Source organism: Nocardia sp. NPDC005998 (assembly GCF_040614395.1).
GTDB lineage: Bacteria > Actinomycetota > Actinomycetes > Mycobacteriales > Mycobacteriaceae > Nocardia.
Map to the genome: position 1 here is coordinate 1 of NZ_JBEXUI010000060.1, position 26,025 is coordinate 26,025.

A 26,025-nucleotide genomic window follows, 5' to 3' on the forward strand; every position below is an offset into this window, starting at 1 on the left:
GCGAACACCGTCCGGTCGATCAGGTCATCGCTCACCAAAGCAGCACTCAGCGAAACCGTTTGCCCCAGTAACGGATCCAATTCAGCCACGATCGCATCGAAAGCCTCGGCGAACACCGGATACGCACCGCGCAGCTCAGTAGCCATGCCCGCCCACTGCGCACCCTGACCGGAAAACACCACACCCGTCGAACCCGACACCACACGACCGGACACCACACCGGGAGCCGGCACACCGGCAGCCAATGCCCGCACACCCGCCAGCAGATCGTCACGCCCCTCGGCCACGACAACCCCGCGATGCTCGAACACACTGCGCGCCGACGCCAACGAGAAACCGATATCAATCGGATCGTGTTCGCCCATATGCGATGTCAAACGATCAGCCTGAGCGGCAAGAGCATCGCTACTGCGTGCCGAAACCACCCACGGCAACACAGCCGGGACAGTCCGCACAACCGGCACCGGGGCAGGCTCCACCACCGGAGCCTGTTCCAGGATGACGTGGGCGTTGGTGCCGCTGATACCGAACGAGGACACACCGGCGCGGCGCGGCCGATCGGTCACGGGCCATGGCCGCGGCTCGGTCAACAGCCGCACATGACCCTCGGACCAATCGACCTTCGTCGAGGGCTGATCGACATGCAGGGTCTGCGGCAGCAGCCCGTGGCGCATCGCCATCACCATCTTGATCACACCACCCACACCGGCAGCAGCCTGAGCATGACCGATGTTGGACTTCAACGACCCCAACCACAACGGACGATCCTGGTGCCGGTCCTGTCCGTAGGTCGCCAGCAGCGCCTGGGCTTCGATCGGATCACCCAGGGTGGTGCCGGTGCCGTGGGCCTCGACCGCGTCGACCTCGACCGGGGATACTCCGGCATTCGCCAACGCCTGACGAATCACCCGCCGCTGCGACGGACCATTCGGCGCAGTCAAACCATTCGACGCACCATCCTGATTCACCGCCGAACCAGCCATCACCGCCAAAACCTGATGCCCATTACGGCGAGCGTCGGACAAACGCTCCAACACCAGCACACCCGCACCCTCGGACCAGGCGACACCATCGGCGGCATCGGCGAACGACTTACTGCGCCCGTCCGGCGAAAGCCCCCGCTGCCGACTGAACTCGACAAAAACCTCAGGCGTCGCCATCACTGCCACACCACCGGCCAAGGCAAGATCGGATTCGCCCGACCGCAACGACTGCGCAGCCAGATGCATTGCCACCAGCGATGACGAACACGCGGTATCCACGGTGACCGACGGCCCTTCCAGACCGAGCACATACGAGACTCGACCGGAAGCAATGGATCCCACGTTCGCATTGGCCGGATAGTCGTGATACATCATCCCGGTGAAGACCCCGGTCGGACTGCCACGCAGCACGGTGGGATCGACACCGGCCCGCTCCAACGCCTCCCATGAGGTCTCCAGCAGCAGAAACTGCTGTGGATCCATCATTGCCGCTTCATTGGGGCTGATACCGAAGAACGCCGGATCGAACTCGCCGGCGGAGTGCAGGAAGCCGCCCTTACGCGTGTAGGAGGTGTGCGGTGTCTCGCCGGTGGGATCGTAGAGACGTCCGATATCCCAACCTCGATTCACGGGGAATTCCGATGTCGCGTCGGTCCCGTCTACGACCAAATTCCACAGAGCCTCAGGCGAATTGACACCACCCGGGTACCGGCAGGCCATGCCGACGATCGCAATCGGTTCGTCGTCAACAGCTTTGGCGGCAGTGACCGCGATGTCCCGCCCGGTGCCGGTGAGCTCGTCGGCCAGGTAGGTGGCGAGAGTCTGCGGTGTCGGATAGTCGAAGACCACCGCGGCCGAAAGCGACAAGCCAGTAGCGGTTTTGAGTCGGTTGCGCAACTCGACGGCGCCCAGCGAATCGAGGCCGAGATCCTGGAATGTGCGATCGGGATCGATCGCGGACGCACCGTCATGACCGAGCACGGCCGCGGCGTGCGTGCGCACGGTATCGAGCACCACCTGCCGCTGCCGATCGGCGTCCGAACCGGCCAACCGTTGCCGCAGACCCGACACCACCGCTGAAGTCGCCGCCGGGCGCCGGGCCGCCGCCGGCGCCAGCTCCCGCAGCAACGGTGGCAGTAGTCCGGCATCGGCTCGGGCACGGATCGCGGCGGTGTCCACCACGGCGATCACCGCATGTGCCCCGTCCCGTTCGAGTACCGCATCCCATCCGGCCAACGCCTGCTCATCCGATATCGCGAGGAAGCCGCCTCGACTCATTCGGGCCACATCGGTCTCACCCAGATGTCCGGTCATACCGCTCGAGCGCGCCCACATACCCCACGCCAGCGATTGGCCGGCCAGCCCCCGTGCTCGCCGGTGCGCCACCAGCCCGTCGAGGAAGGTGTTCGCGGCGGCGTAGTTGCCCTGCCCGGGTCCACCGACTGTGCCCGACACCGAGGAGAACACCACGAACGCCGCCAGATCCAGCTCCGCGGTCGCCTCGTGCAGATGCCAGGCAGCGTCCACCTTCGGTGCCAGTACCGCGTCCACCCGCTGTGCGGTCAACGACGCAATGACCCCGTCGTCGAGCACACCCGCGGCATGGATCACACCCGTCAGGGGCCACTGGGCGGGTACTTCGGCCAGCAACCCGGCCACCGCGTCGGCATCGGTGACATCACAAGCCACCACATGCACCTGTGCACCCAATTGCGCCAACTCGGCGCACAGCGGTGCCACACCCTCGGCCCGCGAACCGCTGCGGCTCACCAGCAGCAACGACCGCACCCCGTGCTCAGCCACCACATGCCGGGCCACCACCGCGCCCAAACCGCCGGTGCCGCCGGTGATCAGCACCGTTCCGGTGCCGAAGGCGGAAGCATCATTGCCCGGCGCGGATGGCACCGTGGTCACGGGTCGAGTGAGCCGAGCGGTGTGTGTGACTCCGGCGCGCACGACCACCTGGGGTTCGCCCACGGCCATGACAGTGGCCGCAAGTTGCTCGTCGATGCCGGTGTCCGCATCGACCAAGACGATTCGGCCCGGATCTTCCGTCTGCGCTGTACGCACCAAACCCCACACCGCGGCACCGGCGAGGTCGGTGAGGTCTGCACCGGGCAGCGCGACCGCGCCGCGCGTGGCGATCAGCAGGGTGCTGGAGGCGAACCGATCCTGACCAAGCCATGCCTGCACCACCTCGAGGATCCGCACGACTTCGGTATGGGTGGCGGTCACCACGTCGGTGCCGGTGTGTCCGTTCCACCCGAACCCGGCCTCGATCACCACCACCGGGGGTATCGGCGACTCCGGATCCAGGTCCCACCACCCCAAACCCCCATCTCGAGGTGTTACAGCCACCACCGCCGCCCCGGACGCGGTCGGCGACCACACCAGTTCCAGTACCGGATCGGCCGCGCCCGCGGCAGCCGCGGCGAGTTGTCCGAGTGGCATCGGCCGGGTCTGCACCGATCCCGACAACACCGGCTGTCCCTGCGCATCGGACACCGACACCGACACCGACGATCCGGTCGGGGTCAGACGTACGCGCAGCACCGACGCCTCGGCCGCGTGCAGCGACACCGATTCCCACGAGAACGGCAGTACGACCTGCCCGGTCGCGACCGTGAACGGTGAATCCGGCTTTCCCGCAATGCTTTCGAGCACACCGGCCAGCACCCCCGCGTGCAGGGCGGCATCCAGCAGTGCCGGATGGATGCCGAATCCTTCGCCGCGCACCCCGGCGTCCGCATCGACGGCGATCTCGGCGAACACCTCCGCACCGCGTCGCCACAGCGCCCGCACACCCTGGAACGCCGGACCGAAGTCGTAACCACGCGCAAGCAGCTCCGGGTACGCGGCAGCGACATCGATACCACTCGACTCGGCCGGCGGCCATGCGACCGGTTCGGGTTCGGTCATGTCGTCGCGGGTGGTCAGCAGGCCCCGCGCGTTCAGTACCCACTGCTCGTCGCGGTCGTGTTCATCGCGGGAGTAGATCGATATCGGCCGCTGTGGGGACTCATGTTCGGGCCCGCCGACGACGACGTGGATCTGCACACCGCCCGCCGCGGGCAGCAGCAGTGGCGCCTGCAGCGTCAATTCCTCGATCACCGGGCACCCGGTCACGGCGCCGGCACGCAACGCCAACTCCACAAACCCGGTGCCCGGCAACAACACCGACCCGGCCACCGCATGGTCGGCCAGCCAGGGCTGTGTCGCTACCGACAATCGGCCGGTCAACAGCACGCCACCGGACTCGGGCACCGACACCACCGCGCCCAGCAACGGATGCTCCACCGCACCCAAACCCACGGATTCGACACCGGCCGTGCCGGCAGCGGGCGCTAGCCAGTAGCGACGGCGCTGGAAAGCGTAGGTGGGCAACGACACTCGCGAGACCGAGCGGCCGGCGAAGAACGCCCGCCAGTCGACATCGACACCGACCGTGTACGCGTGCGCCGAGCAGTTCACGAACTGCTCGACCTCGGCGCGCCCTCGACGTGCTGCGGCGACCACCAACGACTGCGCTTCGATATCTTCCGGCAGGCATTGCCGGGTCATGGCCGTGAGCACCGCATCCGGACCGATTTCCAGGAATCGACGCACGCCCGAGGCCACCAGGGTGTCCACGCCCCGAGCGAACTGAACGGTCGCCCGCACCTGCCGCACCCAGTAAGCGGGTTCCAGCACTTCATCGCCGGCGATCCGGCCGGAGAGATTCGATACCAGTGGAGTCTGCGGGCGATGGTAGGTCACATCCCGTGCGACAGACTCGAACTCGGCCAGCATCGCATCCATCCGGTGCGAGTGGAACGCATGCGACACCGTCAACCGCGATGTCTTCCGCCCGCGGTCGGCAAACCTCTGCTCGAGTGCCGTCACCGCGTCCTCGTCGCCGGAAACCACCACGGCTCCAGGTGAATTCACCGCGGCGATGGAAACTCGGTGCGCATCGTCGACGAGCGCATCGGCTACCTCGCGCTCGCTCGCCGCGATGGCCAGCATGGCGCCGCCTTCCGGCAGCTGCCCCATGAGGCGACCACGCGCCGCGACCAGCCGGCACGCGTCCGGCAGCGACCACACACCGGCGATATACGCGGCGGCCAGCTCGCCGATCGAATGTCCGGCCAGGACATCAGGTGTCACACCGAACGAGTTCAAGAGTCGGCACAGCGCGACTTCGTACGCGAACAGCGCGGGTTGGGTGAACTCGGTCCGATTCAGCACACTGGCATCGGCATTATCAGGACCACCACCGACCAGCTGACCGGTGAACATCAACTGCCTGAGCGAACCGCCCAGTAGTGGATCGAACTGCGCACAGATCTCATCCAATGCGGAAGCGAACGCCGGGAACGCCTCGTACAGTTCACGCCCCATCCCGACTCGCTGCGCGCCCTGCCCAGTGCACAGGAAGGCCGCCTTGCGCGGCACCGCCTGCCCGGCCGTCACGCCACCGGCGGAGCTCGCCGATCCGTGTTCGGCCAGCGCGCTCAGTCCGGCGAGCATCGTGTCCCGGTTGTCGCCCACCACCGTGCCCCGCCAGTCCAGCTGGGCGCGGCTCGTCAACAGTGAATAGCCGATATCGTCGACTGTCAGGTCGGGGTGTTCGATCACCCATTGCCGCAATTTGGCCGCCTGCGCACGCAGGCCTTCCTCGGTTTTCGCCGATACCAGCCATGGGGAGACACCGGAGGCCACGGCCTTCGCACCACGATCGGCGGCATCGCCTTCCGGTTCGGCAGGGGCCGCCGCCAGAGCGGGAGCCTCTTCCAGAATCAGGTGAGCGTTGGTACCGCTGGCGCCGAAAGAGGACACACCGGCGCGACGCACCCGCTCTCCTGCCGGCCACGGCTCTGCCGTGGTGAGTAGCCGCACCGATCCTGCCGACCAGTCCACATGCGGGGTCGGCGCATCGACATGCAGTGTTGCGGGCAGCATTTCGTGTCGCAATGCCTGCACCATCTTGATCACACCGCCGATGCCGGCTGCGGCGGAGGTGTGTCCGATATTCGACTTGAGCGAACCGATGCGCAGCGGATCTCCGCTGCGATTGCGACCGTAGGCGGCGATCAACGCCTGCGCCTCGATCGGGTCTCCGAGGGGGGTGCCGGTGCCGTGTGCTTCGACCACATCGATGTCGGCGGGCGTCAGACCGGCGTTGGCGAGGGCCTGCGCAACCACCTTTTCCTGGGAAGGACCGTTCGGTGCGGTCAGCCGGTTGCTGGCGCCGTCCTGGTTGACCGCGCTGCCGCGGATGACCGCGAGGACGTGGTGGCCATGGCGGCGTGCATCCGATAGCCGCTCGACCACGAGCATGCCGAGGCCCTCGGAGATTCCCGTCCCGTCCGCCGCTGCCGCGAATGCCTTACACCGCGCATCCGAGGACAACGCACGCTGCCGAGCGAAGGCGAGCAGCTGGGTGGGGTCGGACATCACGGTGACCCCACCAACCAGGACGAGCGAGCTCTCGCCCTGACGCAACGACTGACAAGCAAGGTGCAGGGCGACCAACGACGACGAGCACGCGGTGTCGACCGAGATTGCCGGACCTTTGAAACCGAAGGTGAAGGCGACACGCCCCGATAGGATGCTGCTGGTAACCCCAAGGTAGGCATGGCCTTCCGCCTCGGCGGTCAGGCCCGGCGAACCCACGCGGGGGCCGTAGTCCTGGTGGATCACGCCAGCGAACACACCGGTGTCGCTGCCGCGCAGCGACACCGGATCGATACCGGCGTCCTCCAATGCCTCCCATGCTGCTTCCAGGAACAGGCGCTGCTGCGGATCCATTGCCATCGCCGCGCGCGGACCGATTCCGAAGAAACCCGCATCGAAATCGGCTACTGCATCCAGGAATCCACCCTGCCGGGTGTAGACAGTCCCCGGCGTATCGGGGTCGGTGTCGAACAGGCGCTCGAGGTCCCAGCCTCGGTCGGTCGGGAAGGGACCGATGGCGTCGGTACCGGAAGCGACCAGCTCCCACAGCTGCGCCGGAGTTTCGACATGGCCCGGATATCGGCAGCTCATGCCGACGATCGCGATCGGTTCGCTGGCACGCTCCTGCAGCTGGTGGATGTGCTTGTTGGCGGCGCGGAGATCTCCGGTGACCTTCCGCAGGTACCGACTGAGCCGTTCCTCGTTGCTGGTGCTCGGATTGCTCATGCTGGGCCAAACTCCTCGTCGATCAGATCCAAGAGCTCACTGTCGGAATGGGATTCGAGATCGTCGTACGCACCGTCCGACCACTTGCCGGTCAGGTAGGTGCGCAGGCGCTCGTTGACACCCCGCAATCCGGCGACGGTCTCGTCGCTATCGCTGCCGTTGGCGATAATCCGCTCGAGCAGGGCCTCGAGCCGCGCGATGTCGTCGGGCACCACAGACGTCAGGTGCGTGGGCGTCGTTGCCACGGCCTGCGCCAGCAAGTAGTCGGCGACATCTCCCGCGGTGGGGTAGTCGAATACCAGGGTCGAGGGCAGCGACAGCCCCGTCACCTTCGAAAGCCGGTTGCGGAACTCGATTCCGCCCAGGGAGTCGAAGCCGAGTTCGCTGAAGCCGCGTTCCGGTCCGATGTCGTCGGCCGACTCGTAACCGCGCACCGCCGCCACGTGTTGCCGCACCAGGTCCAGAACGACTCCACGTCGCTTCGCCTCCGCCACACCGTGCAAACGCTGCCCGAGTGAAGGTTCAGCGCTCGATGTCGTGGCCGACCGGCCGTGCGCGCGAGCGAACCCGCGCAGCACTGCCGGTACCTGACCGGTATGCGCTTCCAGACGCAGTTTGTCGGTATCCAGCTGCAACAATGCCGACACCGGTGCGGCCGTGGTCAGTGATTCATCGAACAACCGCAGGCCGTCGGTGCGCTCCAGCGGGGCCAGTCCCAGTCGCTCCAACCGGTTCATGGCGTTGCGATCCAGCGCACCGGTCATGCCGATGTCCTGCTGCCACGGACCCCAGGCGAGTGAGAGTGCCGGTAGTCCTTCGGCGCGGCGTTGCACTGCGAGGGCGTCCAGGAAGCTGTTCGCGGCAGCGTAATTCGCTTGCCCAGCTGACCCGATCATTCCGGCAATCGACGAGAACATCACGAACGCAGACAGATTCATATCGCGAGTGAGCTCGTGCAGATACCACGCCGCATCGGCTTTGGGAGCGAATACCCGATCGATCTGGTCGCTGGTGAGCGTGCGGAACGTGCCGTCGTCGAGCACGCCCGCGGTGTGCACGACACCGGTGAGTGGGTGCTCCGCGGGAATGCCCGACAGCAGATCCCGAAGCGCGTCGCGGTCGGTGACATCGCAGGCGGCGACCCGCGCCTCGGCGCCGAGCCGGGACAGCTCCGCCGCGAGTTCCGCCGCGCCGTCCGCACGCTCACCACGGCGAGATACCAGCAGCAGTCGTCGCACACCGTGCGCGGTGACCAAGTGCTGGGCCACCAGCGCGCCCAATCCCCCGGTCCCGCCGGTGATCAACACCGTCCCGGACCCGAACGATACGTTCTCGGCCGCCGCGGTCGTTACCGCCTCGAGCCGCGGTACCAGGATGCGATCGCCCCGCACTGCCACCTGCGGCTCTCCGGTCGCGATCGCCACTCGGATCTGTTCGGCCGAAATATGCTGCGCACCACCGGATTCGTCTCCGTCCAGCAGCACGATCCGCTCCGGATATTCGGCCTGGGCGCTGCACAGCAGCCCCCACACGGCGGCCGATGCGGCATCCGGCGCCGCATCGGGCAGTGCTGCCGCACCTCTGGTCACCACTACCAGCCGAGACCGTGCGAATCGCTCGTCGGCCAGCCAGCCTCGCACCAGGTGCAGGGCGGCATTCACCCGATCACGCGCGGACGGCTGCGCCCCCTCGTGCAGCGCTGCGGCTTCGGGCCAGATGACAACATCCGGAACGGTCGGAGCCGAAGCGAGCGTCGCCAAATCCGGATACCGCTCGTCGACTCCGGCCACCTGCGCGCCGCCCAGCACGGCTGCGCTCCCGGTCGGGGTGAGCCCGTCGGGCATCCCGACCGCCGCCCAGCGCAACCCATACCGCGCCGCCCGTCCACCCGCCGGATCGGCGCGGAACTGCCGGATGTCGTAGGAGCGCATGACCACTTCGTCGATCGAAACCACCGGAGTTCCGTCCTGGTCGACGGCCACGACACTGATCGCCTCGCTGCTGCGCAGGATGGCCATCACCCGCAACGTCGTGACCTGGGACGTGGTGTGGAATTGCGTTGCGCCCCATCGGAACGGGAGTTCGACCTCAGCAGGGTTGCTCTTGTCGTCGGGCCCGACCACATGGACAAGTCCGGCATGCATCACCATGTCGAACAGCGCCGGATGCAGCTGGAACCGTTCGGCCGGGATTTCCTGGTTCAGGGTGACCTCGGAGAAGATCGTGTCACCACGGCGCCACGCGGCGTCGATGCCGATGAACGAGGCACCGTATTCCAGTCCGGCGGCACGCGCCAGCTGGGCCGGAATCCAGTCGGCGGCCACCGGTTCGGCGTCCACCGGCGGCCACGGCTCGTTTCGCAGCATGTCCACGAGTCCGATGTCGATCAGCTGTTGACCGCTCAATACGCCATTGGCGGTGCGCGTCCATTCGCTGTCGGCGGCGCCGGTAAGGCGGTAGTGGAACGTGAACGATCGACGTCCTGCGGAGTCCGGTTCCCGCACCAGTACTTGCAGTTCGACATCGCCGTCCACGGGAGGGCGGATCGGTGCCTCGAGGGTGAGCTCTTCTACGGTGTCACATCCGATCCGCCGACCCGCGACCAGCAGCATCTCCATGAGCGCGGCACTCGGGACGAGCACCACACCGTAGGCGGTGTAGTCGGCAATCCATGGCTGGGTGCGCAGCGAAAGCCGCCCCGTGAACAGCCACTCATCGCGGTCGGCCACTCGCACCACATCGGTGAGCAGGGGGTGTTCCGACGCATTGCGGGGCTCCCCGAGGCCGGGTTCGAGCCAGTACCGCCGATGTTCGAAGGCATAGGTGGGCAAGGCAACTCGTGACATCCGGTCGGGGAACAGCCCAGCCCAGTCGACAGCCACCCCGGCGGTATGCGCCTGGCCGAGCATCGTGAGGAACTGCTCGACCTCGTCGTGATCCCGGCGGGCCGCCGCGGCGACCACGGATCGAGCCTCGACATCCTCGGGAAGCGTGTGCCGCGTCATCGCCGCGAGCACCGCGTCGGGTCCGACCTCGAGGAACCGGCGCACGCCCGACGCCACCAGCGTCTCGACACCGGGCGCGAAACGCACCGCGGCGCGCACCTGCGATACCCAGTACCCCGGATCCAGGATCTCGTCACCGGCGATCCGGCCGGAGACGTTGGACACCAATGGAATCCGTGGGGCGTTGTAGGTTACTCCCGCCGCCGCGGTCTCGAACTCGGCCAGCATCGGCTCCATCCGATGGGAATGGAACGCATGCGACACCCGCAACCGGCTCGTCTTGCGACCCTGCTCGGTGAACTGCCGATCAATCTCGTCGACGGCGTCCTCGTCACCCGAGACCACCACGGCCGCAGGCGCATTCACCGCTGCCACCGACACCCGATCACCGAATCCGGCAATCGCCGCGCCGACTTCGGCCTCGGAGGCGGCGACCGCGAGCATTGCGCCACCCTCCGGCAGCGCCGCCATCAGCCGTCCGCGTGCCGCGACCAGCTCGCAGGCGTCTTCCAGTGACCACACACCGGCTACATACGCCGCGGCCAGTTCACCGATCGAATGCCCGATCAACACATCCGGGACAACTCCGAACGATTCCAGCAGCCGATACAGCGCCACTTCGAACGCGAACAGCGCGGGCTGGGTCAATCGTGTCCGATCCAGCATCCCGGTCTCCGTGGCGACTCCCTGATCGTCGATCAGGTGTCCGGTGAACATCGCTTGCTTCAGGGCAAATCCGAGCAGCGGATCGAACCGGGCGCACACCTCGTCCAGCGCCGCGGCGAATACCGGGAAGGCAGCGGAGAGACCCGCGCCCATACCAACCCGTTGCGCGCCCTGACCGGTGAACAGCAAGGCGGTCTTCCCGGAGCCCACCGTGCCGGAAACCACTCCGGCCGAGGAAGATCCGGCGACGAGCGTCGCCAGCCGCGCCAGCAGTTCGTCGCGATCACCGCCCAGGACCGCCGCCCGCGACTCGTGCTGCGCACGTGTCGTCGCGAGCGAATATGCCACCTCCACCGGATCGGCGTCGGGGTGATCGACCAGCCACTGCTGCAGTTTCGCGGCCTGTGCCCGGAGGGCGGTCTCATTCTTGGCCGACACCAGCCAGGGCACCACCGTGCTCGGACGGTCGGCGGCCGGTGCCGAGACGACCGACTGGGCGGGCGCTTCCTCGAGGATCGCGTGCGCGTTGGTGCCGCTGACACCGAACGACGACACCCCGGCCCGACGGACCCGTCCGCCGGTCGGCCACGGCTGCGCCTCGGTCAACAGCTGGACATCGCCCGCGGACCAGTCCACATGTGGGCTCGGCTCGTCCGCATGCAGTGTCTTCGGCAGGGTTTCATATCGCAGCGCTTGCACCATCTTGATGACCCCGCCGACACCTGCCGCGGCCACGGTGTGGCCGATATTCGACTTGATCGATCCGATCCGCAGCGGCTGTTCCGCACGGTCGCGCCCATACGCCGCGATCAGCGCCTGGGCTTCGATCGGATCACCCAGCGTCGTCCCGGTACCGTGCGCCTCCACCGCGTCGATATCCGACGGCTCGAGCCCGGCATTCGCCAACGCCGCCGCGATCACCCGCTCCTGTGACGGACCATTCGGCGCGGTCAAGCCGTTACTCGCGCCGTCTTGGTTCACCGCCGTTCCGCGCACGAGGGCCAGGACGTTGTGCCCCAGCCGTCGGGCGTCGGCGAGCCGCTCGAGCACCAGCACACCGACGCCCTCGGCGAAGGCGACGCCATCGGCCGCCGCGGAGAACGCCTTGCACCGTCCATCGGGCGAGAGACCGCGCTGCCGGGCGAAATCGACGTAGAGGTAAGGACTGGCCGCGACCGTCACACCACTGGCCAGCGCCAGCGAGCTCTCCCCTTGGCGCAGCGCCTGGCAGGCCAGATGCAGCGAGACCAGCGACGACGAGCATGCGGTGTCCACGGTGACCGCCGGGCCTTCGAGACCGAGGACGTAGGCGACCCGTCCGGAAACCACGCTGCTCGTCGTGCCGGTGAGCCGGTAGCCCTCCAGGTCACCGGCCACCCGATCGATGTAGCCCGTATAGCCCGCTCCGGCGTACACCCCGGTGTCGCTGCCCCGCAACGACGTCGGATCGATGCCCGCGTCTTCCAGAGCTTCCCAGGACACCTCCAACAGCAGACGCTGCTGCGGATCCATTGCGGATGCCTCCAGTGGACCGATCCCGAAGAATCCCGGGTCGAAATCGCCCGCGTTGTAGAGGAATCCGCCGCGCCGGGTGTATACGGTACCGGGCTTGTCCGGATTCGCGTCGAACAGCCGCTCCAGATCCCAGCCCCGATCCGACGGGAAATCGCCGGTCGCGTCGGTTCCGGAAGCAACGAGATCCCATAGCTGGTCCGGTGATTCGACCCCGCCGGGGAACCGGCAGGCCATGCCAACGATCGCAATAGGCGCGTCTTGCGATGTTTCAGCGGCCCGGACTCGGCGGACAACCTTCTTGACGGGTTCGCCCACCGTCGGCTCGACGCGGGACTGCACCAGCTTCGACACCGCCGCCGGGGTCGGATGATCGAATACCAGCGTCGATGGCAATTGCAGGCCGGTGGCCTTGCCGAGCCGGTTCCGGAACTCCACGCCACCCAGCGAATCGAAACCGATCTCGTCGAAGCGCTGGTCGGGCCGGATGTCTGCGGCCGAATCATGGCCGAGCACTGCCGCCGCCGCGGTGAGCACGACCTCCAGCACTACCTCGCTGCGCCGAGCTTGCGGCACACCCGCCAACCGGACGGCCAGCGAGCCCGCCGGCGCGGCGACCGGCGCCGGTCGCGTCGGGCTCGAACGCCGCACGAATCCGCGCAGCACTGCCGGAACCGCGTCGACATCGGATGCGCGACGCAAGACGCCCGCGTCGAACCGGATCGGCGCCAGACACGCATCCGAGTGAGCCAGCGCATCGTCGAAAAGACTTGCCCCTTCGGCACTTTCGAGCGGGCTCAGACCCAAGCGATCCCACCGCGCGAGGGCAGCGCGGTCCAGGCCGCCGGTCATACCGCTGCCCTGGTTCCACGGTCCCCACGCCAGCGATGTGGCGGCCAGCCCGGCGGCCCGCCGCCGCTGCGCCAGCGCGTCCAGGAAGCCGTTCGCCGCGGCGTAGTTGCCCTGTCCCGACGACCCCAGCACCATCGCGATCGACGAGAACATCACGAACGCAGACAGATTCAGGCCACGAGTCAGCTCGTCCAGATGCCACGCCCCGTCGACCTTCGGCGCCAGCACCCGGTCCACCTGGTCGGCGGTCAGCGATTCGATGGTGCCGTCGTCCAGGATTCCCGCGGTGTGCACGACAGCGGTCAGTGCGGCGTCGGAATCGATTGTCTCCAGGAGGTTGCGCACCGCGACGCGGTCGGCGACGTCGCACGCGACGGCCCGGACCTCGGCCCCGGCCTGCGCCAATTCGGCGACCAGCTCGGCGGCGCCGGGCGCGTCGGGCCCCCGGCGCGAGGTCAATACGAGACTGCGCACACCATGTTCGGCAACGAGATGGCGGGCGAACAACGCACCCAGTCCACCCGTTCCGCCTGTGATCAGCACGGTCCCAGCTCCGAACGACGGCCGCAGCCCCGGATTCTCGGAAGCGGACGCGCGCACCATCCGGGGAACCAGAAGCTGCGCACCACGGACCGCGATCTGCGGCTCGCCCGACCGCAGGGCCGCCGCGATGCGGTCGGCATCCAGTGGCCGGTCCGGATCCTCGTCGACGAGGACGAACCGTTCCGGATGCTCCGACTGCGCGCTGCGCACCAGTCCCCACACCGCCGCCGCGGCCGGATCGGGAGTCTCTTCGGGCAGGCCGACGGCGCCCGTCGTCACCACGACCACTCGGATATCGGACAGACGTTGCTCGCCGAGCAGGGACTGCACCGTCGCCAACGCGCCGTGCACGCTAGCCCGCACTGATCCCGGCCCATCGACGGCCGAACCTGCTGCGAGCGGCTCGGTCGCTCGCCACACCACTACACCGGGAATACGCTCGGCCGCAACGACATCGGCGATCGACGCGTATTCCGTGTCGATCCCCGCCACCGTCGCGTCCCCGAGCATCGCCAGCGACGGTCGGCCGTCTCTCGCACCCGACTCCGCGGTGGGCTCCCAGCGCACCCGGTACAGGCCCGCCTCGGCACCGCCGAGACCGCTCCGGAATTCCTGTACGTCATACGGACGCATCACCACCGCGTCGATCGATACGATCGGATTGCCATCCGGATCGACAGTCGCGACCGACACGGTCTCGGATCCGGTCGCGACCGCGATGACCCGAAGCGACGTCACCTCGGCCGGCCACTGCCCGCCATCCGTTGCCGACCTGTGGAAACGGGCACCACCCCACCGGAACAGCAACCTGCCGGTATCGGGATCGGAATCCGCATCGCGCCACAGCAATCCGGAGAACCCCGCGTGCATGACCAGATCCAGCAGCGCGGGGTGCAGGTCGTGCCGTCCCGGCTGCGGCGCCGCATCGGTGTCCAGCACGATCTCGGAGAAGACCGTGTCATCGCGTTGCCACGCGGCACGCACACCGACGAACGCCGGACCGTATTCGAGCCCGGTGAGCTTCGCGATCCGCTCCGGAATCCGCGCGCTGTCCACAACCTCGGCATCGACCGGCGGCCACTGCTCCTCCCGCAGCCGCGATAGCAACGCCGAATCACCAGCCCACCCGTCACCCGACCGCCCCCCCTCGAGGAGCTCCGCGCTGTTGCGCTGCGCCCCGAACGCACCGGTGGCGTTATGGATCCATTCGGCATCGGAGGACTTGCGGAAATAGAAATCGAACGGACGCCGCCCGGACTCGTCCGCCGCCTGCACCAGCACCTGCAACTCGACCTCGTCGTCCGCGGTCGGCAGAATCGGCGCCTGCAGCGTGAGCTCTTCCACCGCGCTACAACCGATCCGACGACCCGCGACGAGGAGAAACTCGATGAACGTCGCGCTCGGCACAACCACCACGCCGTAGGTCAGGTGATCGGCGATCCACGGATGAGTCCGCAACGAGAACCGGCCGGTCAACAACCATTCGTCGGTACCCGCCAACCCGACCACACCGGTCAGGATCGGATGATCCGTCGACGACGGCGATGCATCGACGGTACCGGACAACCAGAACCGGCGGTGTTGGAAGGCGTAGGTAGGCAACGGAATCCGACGTGCCGCACGACCCGCGAACCACGAACGCCAATCCACCCGCGCACCCGCGACATGAACCTGCGCCAGCGAAGTAGCGAACTGCTCCACCTCATCGACCGACCGCCGCGCAGCCGCCGTCACCGACGACACCGACTCGACCTCGGGGTTCTCGGCCAGACAGCCACGCGTCATTGCCGCCAGCACCGCATCGGGCCCAACCTCGACAAACCATCGCGCACCCGCCGCGACCAGAGTGTCCACACCCGATGCGAACCGCACACAACCCCGCAGCTGCCGCACCCAATACTCCGGGTCGGTCAGCGCATCCCCGGCAAGTTCACCGGACACGTTCGACACGATCGGCACACGCGGCGACCGATACCCCACGCTTTCGGCCACCGCACGAAACTCGGCCAGCATCGGATCCATCCGCGCCGAATGAAACGCATGACTGACCCGCAACCGATTCGTCTGCACACCCTCGGCGGACAACCGCCGCTCGACCACATCGATCGCCTCGTCGTCCCCGGACAGCACCGTCGACGACGGACCGTTCACCGCCGCGATCGACACCCGGTCGGCGAAATCGGCGACGATATCGACAGCTGGTCCTTCGCCGATCGCCACCGCGAGCATTGCGCCGCCCGCCGGCAAAGCACCCATCAACCGGCCCCGAGCCGCCACCAGCGTGCAGGCATCCTCGAGCGACCACACCCCCGCCACATACGCCGCCGCCAGCTCACCGATCGAATGCCCGATCAGCAGATCCGGTGTGACACCGAATGATTCGATCAGCCGGAACAACGCCACCTCGAACGCGAACAATGCCGGCTGGGTGAATTCGGTCCGATCCAACACACCCTCGGCATCGGCGAACATCAGGTCCTTCAGCGGCCGACCCAACAACGGATCGAACTCCGCACACACCTCGTCCAACGCCGCCGCGAACACCGGGAACGCCCGATACAGGCCCGCACCCATACCAACTCGCTGCGCGCCCTGCCCCGTGAACAGCAACGCCGTCCTATCGGAACCAGCTTTCCCCTCGATCGTGCCGTGCGAACCGGCGACCATATCCGCCAGTCCGGCCAGCAGTTCGTCCCGGTCCCGCCCCACGACCGCGCCACGCCGGTCCAACTGTGCCCGCGACGTTGCCAGGGAATACGCCACATCCCGCACATCGATGTCGGGATCGTCGATCAACCACTGCCGCAGTCGATCCGCCTGGGCACGCCGGGCCTCGTCGGACTTGGCCGATATCAGCAACGGAACAACATCGGCCACAACGGGTTTCGCGGCCGGTACCGGTTCGCCCTGGTCTGCGGACGGAGCAGTGGCCGGATGGGCGGGCGCTTCCTCGAGTATGAGGTGGGCATTGGTACCACTGACTCCGAACGACGACACCCCGGCTCGCCGGATCCGGTCCCCCGCCGGCCATGGCTCGCTGTCCTGCAGGAGCCGCACCGTACCCGCGGACCAATCCACATGCGGGGTCGGCGCATCCACGTGCAACGTCTTCGGCAACACGCCGTAGCGCATGGCCTGAACCATCTTGATCACGCCGCCGACCCCCGCGGCAGCCGAGGTATGACCGATATTCGACTTCAACGACCCCAGACGCAACGGCGCGGCCTCGCGCCGCGCGCCATACGCGCTGATCAATGCCCGCGCCTCGATCGGATCCCCGAGCATGGTGCCGGTACCGTGCGCCTCGACCGCGTCGATATCCGACGGGGCCAGGCCGGCGTTCGCCAACGCGGCCGCGATCACTCGTTCCTGCGACAGACCATTCGGCGCGGTCAAGCCGTTGCTCGCACCATCTTGATTGACCGCACTGCCACGCACCACCGCCAGCACGGTATGACCGAGCCGCTGTGCGTCCGACAACCGCTCCAACACCAGTACGCCGAGCCCCTCGGAGAAACCGGTCCCGTCGGCAGCCGCCGCGAACGCCTTACAGCGCGCATCTGGCGACAAGGCACGCTGACGCGCGAATGCGATCAGCAAAGACGGTTCCGACATCACGGTCACCCCACCCGCCAACGCCAGCGAGGTATCGCCCTGCCGCAGCGCCTGGCACGCCAGATGCAACGCCACCAGCGACGACGAGCAGGCGGTATCGACCGATATGGCCGGGCCTTTGAAGCCGAATGTGTACGCGATCCGACCGGACAGCACCGCATTCGAAACACCCAGGTAGGCATGGCCTTCGGTCTCGGCGGTGATATTCGGCGAGCCGATGCGGGGACCGTAATTCTGATGGACGACGCCGGCGAAGACGCCGGTGTCGCTGCCGCGCAACGACACCGGGTCGATACCCGCATCCTCCAACGCCTCCCAGGACGCCTCCAACATCAGGCGCTGCTGCGGATCCATCGCCGCGGCCTCACGCGGGCCGATTCCGAAGAAGGCCGCGTCGAACTCGCCGATGGAGTCGAGGAACCCACCGTCACGGGTGTAAATGCCGCCTGGCACATCGGGATCCGGGTTGAACAACCGTTCCAGGTCCCACCCTCGATCGGTCGGGTAGTCCCCAATGGCATCCACACCGTCCGAGGCCATGCGCCACAGATCCGCGGCGGAGCGCACACCACCGGGGTACCGGCAAGCCATACCGACGATCGCGATCGGTTCCCGCGACCGTTCGGTGAGCACGCGCAGTTGCTGTTTGGTCTCGTAGAGCTCCTTCGCGGTCTTCTTCAGATACCGGCGCAGCTCGTCGTTGTCGGCCATCGGTGGAACTCCAGATCGTGTTTGCTCAGCTGAGGTGGTCGGGAACTTGCGTCAACTGAGTTGGTCGATGAAATCGAATAGCTCGCGGTCGTCCGCGGCTTCGAGACTGTCGGCGCCGCCGCCCAGATCGATTTCGCCGCCGTCCTTGCCTTCGAGCTCACGCAAAAGTGCGGTCAACCTGCTTGCGATATCCGACCGGTCCGCAGCCGACAGTTCGGCCGTGGCGCAACTGCGCGCCAGCGACTCGACCTCGGCCGCAATACGCTCCGCGGGGTCGTCGACCGGAACGATCTCCTGCCGGATATAACCGGCCAGCGCCTCCGGGGTGGGATAGTCGAACATCGTGGTCGCGGACAACTGCACGCCCACAGCCGATTTCAGCCGGTTGCGGAATTCCATCACGCCGAGCGAGTCGAACCCGATATCGCTGAACGGCTTGTCCGGAGGGAGCGATTCCGCGCCGGTGTGTCCCAGCACGAGTGCGGCCTGGGCACGGATCACGTCGAGGATGACACGTTCCTGTTCGACCGTTGGGCGGTCGAGCAGTTGCGCAACCAAGGGTGCGGAGCGCCCATTCGACGCTGTCGGCGAATCACTCGTCGTAGCGACCACCGGGCGGCGCGATGCCTGCGACAGGCCACGCATGACCGCGCGCACCTCACCGGGATCCGCTGCGCCGAGAGCGGTTCGGTCGATCCGGACCGCAACGAACGCCGACCGGCCGCCCGCCAGCGCGGCGTCGAACAGCTCCATGCCGTCCTCGTCGCCCAACGGCAGGAGACCTTCGCGCCGCAGACGGGCGAGGTCGGCCTCGCCGAGCGCACTGGTCATACCGCCGCTCTGCTCCCATGGCCCCCATACCACCGATGTCGCGGGCAGACCGAGAACGTGCCGGTGTTGCGCCAACGCGTCGAGGAAGACATTGGCGGCCGCATAGTTGGCTTGGCCCGGATTGCCGATCACGCCCGCGATCGAGGAGTACAGCACGAACGCCGACAGATCCAAGTCCTTGGTCGCCTCGTGCAGATTCCAGGCCGCATCCACCTTGGGCCGCAACACCGTCGCGATCTGCTCCGGCGTCATGGTGGCGAGCAGACCGTCGGCCAGCACGCCCGCCGCATGTACGACACCGGTCAACGGATGCTGCGACGGTATTGCCGCCAACACCGCGTCCAGTGCGGCTCGATCGGCCGCGTCGCACGCGACCACATCCACATGCGCGCCGAGCGCGGTCAGCTCGGCGGCGAGTTCGGCCGCGCCGGGCGCTTCCGGACCACGCCTACCTGCCAACACCAGTCTGCGCACACCATGCACTGTGATCAGGTGTCGCGCGGCCACCGCGCCCAATCCTCCGGTGCCGCCGGTGATGAGCACGGTGCCCTCGGGCCGCAGCGGCACCGGCACGGTGAGCACGTTCTTGCCGATATGCCGGGCCTGGCTCAGGTACCGGTAGGCGTCCGACGTCTGCCGCAGGTCCCACGCGATGGACGGGTACGGCGCCAAATTCCCGGCCTCGAACAGCTCGACCAGAGCGGTCAGAATCTCGTGCAGCCGATCCGGACCCACCTCCATCAGCATGAAGCTGTGGTAGTCCACCTTTGGATGCTGGGCGGCCACCTCGACCGGATCACGCCGGTCGATCATGCCCATTTCGACGAACCGACCACCGCGTGGCAGCAAGCGCAACGACGCATCCACGAATTCGCCTGCCAGCGAATCCAATACGATGTCCACACCGCGACCGTCGGTGGCGTCGAGGAACTTCTGCTCGAAATCCAATGTGCGCGAGTTACCGATATCGGAGTCGTCGAACCCCAAATCGCGCAACACATTCCACTTGGGTTCACTGGCGGTGACCAACAATCGCAGGCCAAGGTGCCGCGCGAGTTGCACGGCTGCCAGGCCGACACCACCGGTCGCCGCATGCAGCAGCAGCGTCTCACCGGGACGCGCATCGGCCAGGTCGACGAGGCTGTAGTAGGCGGTCGCGTACACGATCGGAACCGCCGCGGCCTGGGTGAACGACCAGCCACGCGGAATCGGCGCAAGCAGTCGGCGATCGGCCACCGCCACCGAGCCGATACCCGGGATCAACCCGAAAACCCGATCGCCGGGAGCGAATTCGGTCACATCCGGTGCGACCTCCAACACCACCCCGGCTCCCTCACCGCCGATACGCGCAGCCTTGTCGGGGTAGGTACCGAGCGCGATCAGCACATCTCGGAAGTTGAGGCCGACCGACCGCATACTCACCCGGACCTGTCCTGGTGCAAGCGGTTCCAACGCATTCGGCTGGTCGCTCACACCGAAGTTGTCTTCGGTCAGCGTGCCTTTGTCGAGCAGCGTCAGCGCCCATGCCGGTGTCCGATGCGACCCGTGCGGAGCCCCATGTGGTGACGCCGCGCTCTCGCCTACCGGACCGACCGAGGTGTCGCGCGACACGACTTCGAGCGGGTTCGAACCACCGCGGTGCAGGCGCGGCGCATACGCCTTTCCGCGCCGCACGGCCAGCTGGGGTTCGCCGCCGGTAGCCGACGCGAGGGCCACAGCGATCCGATAATCCGCCCGGTCCTCGATATCGACGAGGAGAATTCGGTCCGGGTTCTCACTCTGTGCCGTACGCAGCAGACCCCACGCCGCGGCCGTTGGCAGGTCCACCGACTCGTGTGGATGTACGGCGACCGCCTGCCGGGTCACCACGATGATGCGCCGGTCCTGTGTCAGCAGCCGCCGCACCTGCGCCGCGAGTTCGGTGACCCGATCCCGTACCGCCGCAGGGAGATCGCCGTCGACGGTCCTGGCGTCGAGCCGCAACACCGTCGTGTCCCGTCCCGCGATCGTCACGGTTTCACCGTCACCGTCCTCGGCAAGGCTCCAGGCGTCGGCCGCGGTGAGCTCACCCGCGGGCTCGGGTAGCGCGACCCAATTCACCTCGTAGCCAACGCCTTCGGTAGGACGGTGCACCGAGCCGAGCGCATCGGCCGACAACATCCGCAGCGTCAGTGCCCCCACTTCGGCCACAGCCACACCTGCCGGGTCGGCGAGGGTTACGGTTATCCGTTCGCCCGCCGGCCCGGAGCCGGTCACCGCGGCACGGACCCGCACGGTGGTCGCGCCCGTCGCATACAGGGCGATGTTCTCCCAGGAGAACGGGACGGCGATCGCACCGGCCCTGGTGTCGGGAGCCAGCCCACCGAGCAGGATCGCGTGCAGCGCGGCATCCAACAATGCCGGATGCACACCGTATTTCGCGCCGTCCGATCGTGCGGGCTCTGGCAGTACGACCTCGGCGAACACCACACCGTCGCAGCCCCACAGGGCAGTCAGTCCGCGGAACGCCGGTCCGTATTCATAGCCCCGCTCGGCCAGATCCGCGTAGGCGTGATCGATCGCTATCGCCGTCGCATCCGCGGGCGGCCAGCTCACCAGACCGGAGTCGACCGGGGGCGTGTCCGCCCCCGCGGTGACCGTCGCGACTGCGTGGCGCACCCACTGGTCCGAATCGTCGCTGCGCGAGTCGGGATCACCACCGTTCGACCGCGAGTACACCGACACCGTCCGTGCGCCGGTTTCCCCCGGTCCACCCGCTACCACCCGCAGCTCGACGGCCCCGGCAGCCGGTATCGGCAGGGGTGCCTCGATGATCAGCTCCGCCAGTCGCGGGCATTCCACCGCCGCTCCCACGTGCAGGGCCAGCTCCACGAGGGCGGCGCCGGGCAGCAACGTCACCCCGGCAACGGCGTGATCGGCCAGCCAAGGATGACCGGCTCGGGACAGCCTCCCGGTGAACACCACATCCTGGGAATCCGGCAACCGCACCATCGCACCCAACAGCGGATGCCCCGCATCGTCCAGGCCCGACTGCCACAACTCCGGCGCGTCGACCGGCTGCGCCCAGTAGCGTCGATGCTGGAACGCATAGGTGGGCAACGTCACCCGATCCGTGGGGCGGCCCGCATACAGCGGCGTCCAGTCCACCCGCACACCGACAACAGCGGCTTGTGCCAGCGCGGACACGAACTGAGTCGGCTCGTCGATCGAGCGCCGGGCGGCCGCGACCACCGTCGACCTGGCCTCGACCGCCGGAGTCTCGACCAGACATTGCCGAGTCATCGCGGCCAGCACCGCATCCGGTCCGATCTCCACGAACCGCCGCACACCCGCCTCGACCAGGGCGTCGATCCCCGGTGCGAACCGGACGCACCCCCGCACCTGCTCGACCCAATACTCGGGATCGGTCAGCTCGGCAGCGACCACGACCGCCGAAACGTTCGACACGATCGGCAGCGACGGCTCCCGATACGTCAATCCTTCGGCGACAGAACGGAACTCGTCGAGCATCGGCTCCATCAACACCGAGTGGAATGCGTGACTGACCCGCAGCCGGGAGGTCTGCACTCCCTTACCGACAAGCCGATCACCGATCTCGGCTATCGCGGACAGCTCCCCGGACAACACCACCGACGACGGACTGTTCACCGCCGCCAACGACACCCGCCCGCCGAACTCGGCCACTACCTCCAACGCCTCGGCCTCCGGCACCGCGACCGCGACCATTGCCCCGCCCTCCGGCAGGGCACCCATCAACCGACCCCGCGCCACCACCAGCGCACACGCATCCTCGAGCGACCACACCCCCGCCACATACGCCGCCGCCAACTCACCGATCGAATGCCCGATCAGCAGATCCGGTGTCACACCGAATGATTCGATCAGCCGGAACAACGCCACCTCGAACGCGAACAATGCCGGCTGGGTGAATTCGGTCCGATCCAACACACCCTCGGCGTCGGCGAACATCAGCTCCTTCAAGGACAGCGCGGAGCTCGTCGAGGGGTGGTGGTCGGGCGACGGATTGGCCCGACCCAACAACGGATCGACCTGCGCGCACACCTCGTCGAACGCCGCCGCGAATACCGGAAACGCCTCGTACAGCCCCGCGCCCATCCCCACCCGCTGCGCACCCTGCCCGGTGAACAGAAACGCCGTCTTCCCCGAACCCGCCGTCCCCTCGATCGTGCCCGGCGAACCCACCGCCAAATCGGCCAGACCCGCCAGCAGTTCGTCCCGATCCCGACCGACGACGGCCCCCCGACGATCCAGCAATGCCCGCGAGTCCACCAATGACCGCGCCACCGACCAGATATCGACCTCCGGGCGATCGGCCGACCACGCCCGCAACCGCTCGGCCTGCGCCCGCAGGCCCTCCTCCGAGGTGGCCGATATCGTCCACGCCACAGCGACATCGACGTTCGGCAGGGCCGAACCGTGCTCGGGCGTCGATGCCGCCCGAGCCGGAGCCTCCTCGAGGATCACGTGCGCGTTGGTGCCACTGATTCCGAACGAGGACACACCGGCTCGGCGAACCGTCTCCCCTGCGCGCCATGGTTCCGGCCGGGTCAGCAGGCGCACCGCGCCGGCCGACCAATCCACGTGCGGGGACGGCGTTTCCGCGTGCAAGGTCGGTGGCAGGGTTTCGTGTCGCAGCGACTGCACCATCTTGATCACGCCACCGACACCGGCCGCCGCGACGGTATGGCCGATATTCGATTTGATCGATCCGATGCGCAGCGGCTCCCGATCCCCGCGCTCCTGCCCGTATGCGGCGATCAACGCGTTGGCTTCGATGGGATCCCCCAGCGGAGTACCGGTCCCGTGCGCTTCCACCGCATCCACGTCGGCGGGGGTGAGCCCGGCATTCGCGAGGGCCTGCGCGATCACTCGCTCCTGCGACGGACCGTTCGGCGCGGTCAGGCCATTGCTCGCGCCGTCCTGGTTCACCGCGCTGCCCCGAACGACGGCCAGGATGTCGTGGCCCAGCCGCTGCGCGTCCGACAGCCGCTCCAACACCAGTACGCCCACACCTTCGGCGAAGGCCACACCGTCCGCCGCGGCGGAGAACGCCTTGCAGCGGCCATCCGGCGACAGGCCGCGCTGCCGCGCGAAATCCACGGAGAGATAAGGGGTTGCGGCCACGGTGACGCCACCCGCCAACGCCAGCGACGTTTCGCCCTGGCGCAGGGCCTGACACGCCAGATGCAATGCCACCAGTGAGGACGAGCACGCGGTATCGATCGTGACCGCTGGTCCCTCGAGGCCGAACAGGTAGGCGACGCGGCCGGAGACGACACTGTGGGTGGTGCCGGTCAGCCGGAACCCCTCGAGGTCACCGGTGACGCGGTCGACATATCCGGAGGCGCACGCGCCCGCGAACACGCCGGTATCGCTGCCGCGCAACGTGACCGGGTCGATTCCGGATTGCTCCAATGCCTCCCATGAGGCTTCCAGCAGCAACCGCTGCTGCGGATCCATCGCCAGGGCCTCGCGCGGGCTGATTCCGAAGAATCCGGCGTCGAAATCACCGGCATCGTCCAGGAATCCGCCACCGCGGCTGTAGACCGTGCCGGGTTTGTCCGGATCCTGGTCGATCAGCCGCTCGAGATCCCAGCCGCGATCGTTCGGGAATTCCGTGGTGGCATCGGTACCCGACCGCACCAGATCCCACAACTGCTCCGGGGTTCGGACGCCGCCGGGGAACCGGCAGCTCATGCCGACGATCGCGATGGGCTCGTCCACGCGTACCCGGCGCGACACCCGTGCCGTCCTGGAACCGGACGCCGTTCCCTCGGTCTTGGCGTGCAAGAGGGCGGCAACCGCCGCGGCGGTGGGGTGGTCGAAGACCAGGGTGGACGGCAGCTGGACATCGGTGGCCTTGGAAAGGCGGTTGCGGAATTCGACGCCGCCGAGCGAGTCGAATCCCAGTGCGTCGAATCGGGCGTCGGGGCTGATGTCTTCGGCGGAGCCGTGCCCGAGCACAGCTGCCGCATGCTCTCGGACCAGCTCGAGCACCACCGCGGATCGTTCGGCCTCCGGTACCCGGCTCAGTCGGGTACCCAGCGAACTCGACGCGGTCGCGGACGGGGCTGTGGTGCGGGGCAGGAATCCGCGGAGCACCGCGGGCACCGCACCGTCGCGCGCCGCACGCCGCAGCTGCGCCGGGTCGAACCCGATCGCGGCCAGGTGTGCGGCGGCGCGGCCGGTGGCCGTATCGAACAGCCGAAGCCCCTCGTCGTTCCCGAGCGGGTGCAGACCGAGCCTTTCCCAGCGGGCTACGGCACTGCGGTCCAAGCCGCCGGCCATACCGGCGGCGGAATTCCAGGGCCCCCAGGCCAGCGATATCGCTGGCAGCCCTTCGGCATGGCGACGGTGCGCCAACGCGTCGAGGAATGCGTTCGCTGCCGCGTAGTTGCCCTGTCCCGCCGATCCGATCGCTGCCGCGACGGATGAGAACAGTACGAAGGCCGATAGTTCACGGTCGCGAGTGAGCTCGTGCAGATGCCATGCGGCCGCAGCCTTCGAGTCGAACACTCGCCGCAGTTGCTCGGCGGTCAGGCCCGCGAGGGTGCCATCGTCGAGGACACCCGCCGCATGGACCACGCCGGTCAGCGGATGATCGGCCTCGATCGAATCCAGCAGCGAACGGAGGGCTTCTCGATCCGCTACATCGCCGGCCGCCACCCTGACAGCAGCTCCGGCCTCCGCCAGCTCGGACACCAGTTCCGTTGCGCCGTCCGCTTTTTCGCCACGCCTGGACACCAGCAGCAGGCGGCGGACTCCGTGTGCGGCGACCAGACGCCGGGCCACAAGCGCGCCGAGGCCGCCGGTGCCGCCGGTTATCAGCACGGTGCCATCGCCAAAGGAGAGCGTCGCGTCACGACTCGTTGGGGGGTGTTGGTCGGGCGACGAGTGGACCAGCGTCGCGTCGCGACTCGATGAGGGGTGGCGATCGGGCGACGAGTGAGCCAGCATCCCGTCGCCACTCGATGAGGGGTGGCGATCGGGCGACGAGTGAGCCAGCATCCCGTCGCCACTCGATGAGGCGTGGCGATCGGGCGACGAGTGAGCCAGCATCCCGTCGCCACTCGATGAGGCGTGGCGATCGGGCGACGAGTGAGCCAGCATCCCGTCGCCACTCG

The 26,025-nt window shown here is 67.7% G+C and carries 3 protein-coding genes; all 3 read right to left on the reverse strand.

The features are described from left to right. A partial coding sequence (locus ABZ293_RS39640) for a type I polyketide synthase (RefSeq protein WP_355189454.1) occupies positions 1–7,145 on the reverse strand: 7,145 nt, incomplete at its 3' end. After that, a complete protein-coding gene (locus tag ABZ293_RS39645; RefSeq protein WP_355189456.1) occupies positions 7,142–18,049 on the reverse strand; it encodes a type I polyketide synthase in 10,908 nt (3,635 codons plus the stop codon). The genes ABZ293_RS39645 and ABZ293_RS39640, both read right to left, overlap by 4 nt. Before the next feature lie 51 nt (positions 18,050–18,100). Further along, positions 18,101–25,732 (reverse strand): SDR family NAD(P)-dependent oxidoreductase, encoded by a 7,632-nt coding sequence (locus ABZ293_RS39650; protein ID WP_355189458.1) that lies wholly within the window; start codon positions 25,730–25,732, stop codon positions 18,101–18,103. Between the last annotated feature and the right edge of the window lie 293 nt (positions 25,733–26,025).

Excerpts from the sequence above, each read along its gene's own strand:
- ABZ293_RS39645 (WP_355189456.1), bottom strand. The coding sequence starts at position 18,049 with ATGGCCGACAACGACGAGCTGCGCCGGTATCTGAAGAAGACCGCGAAG.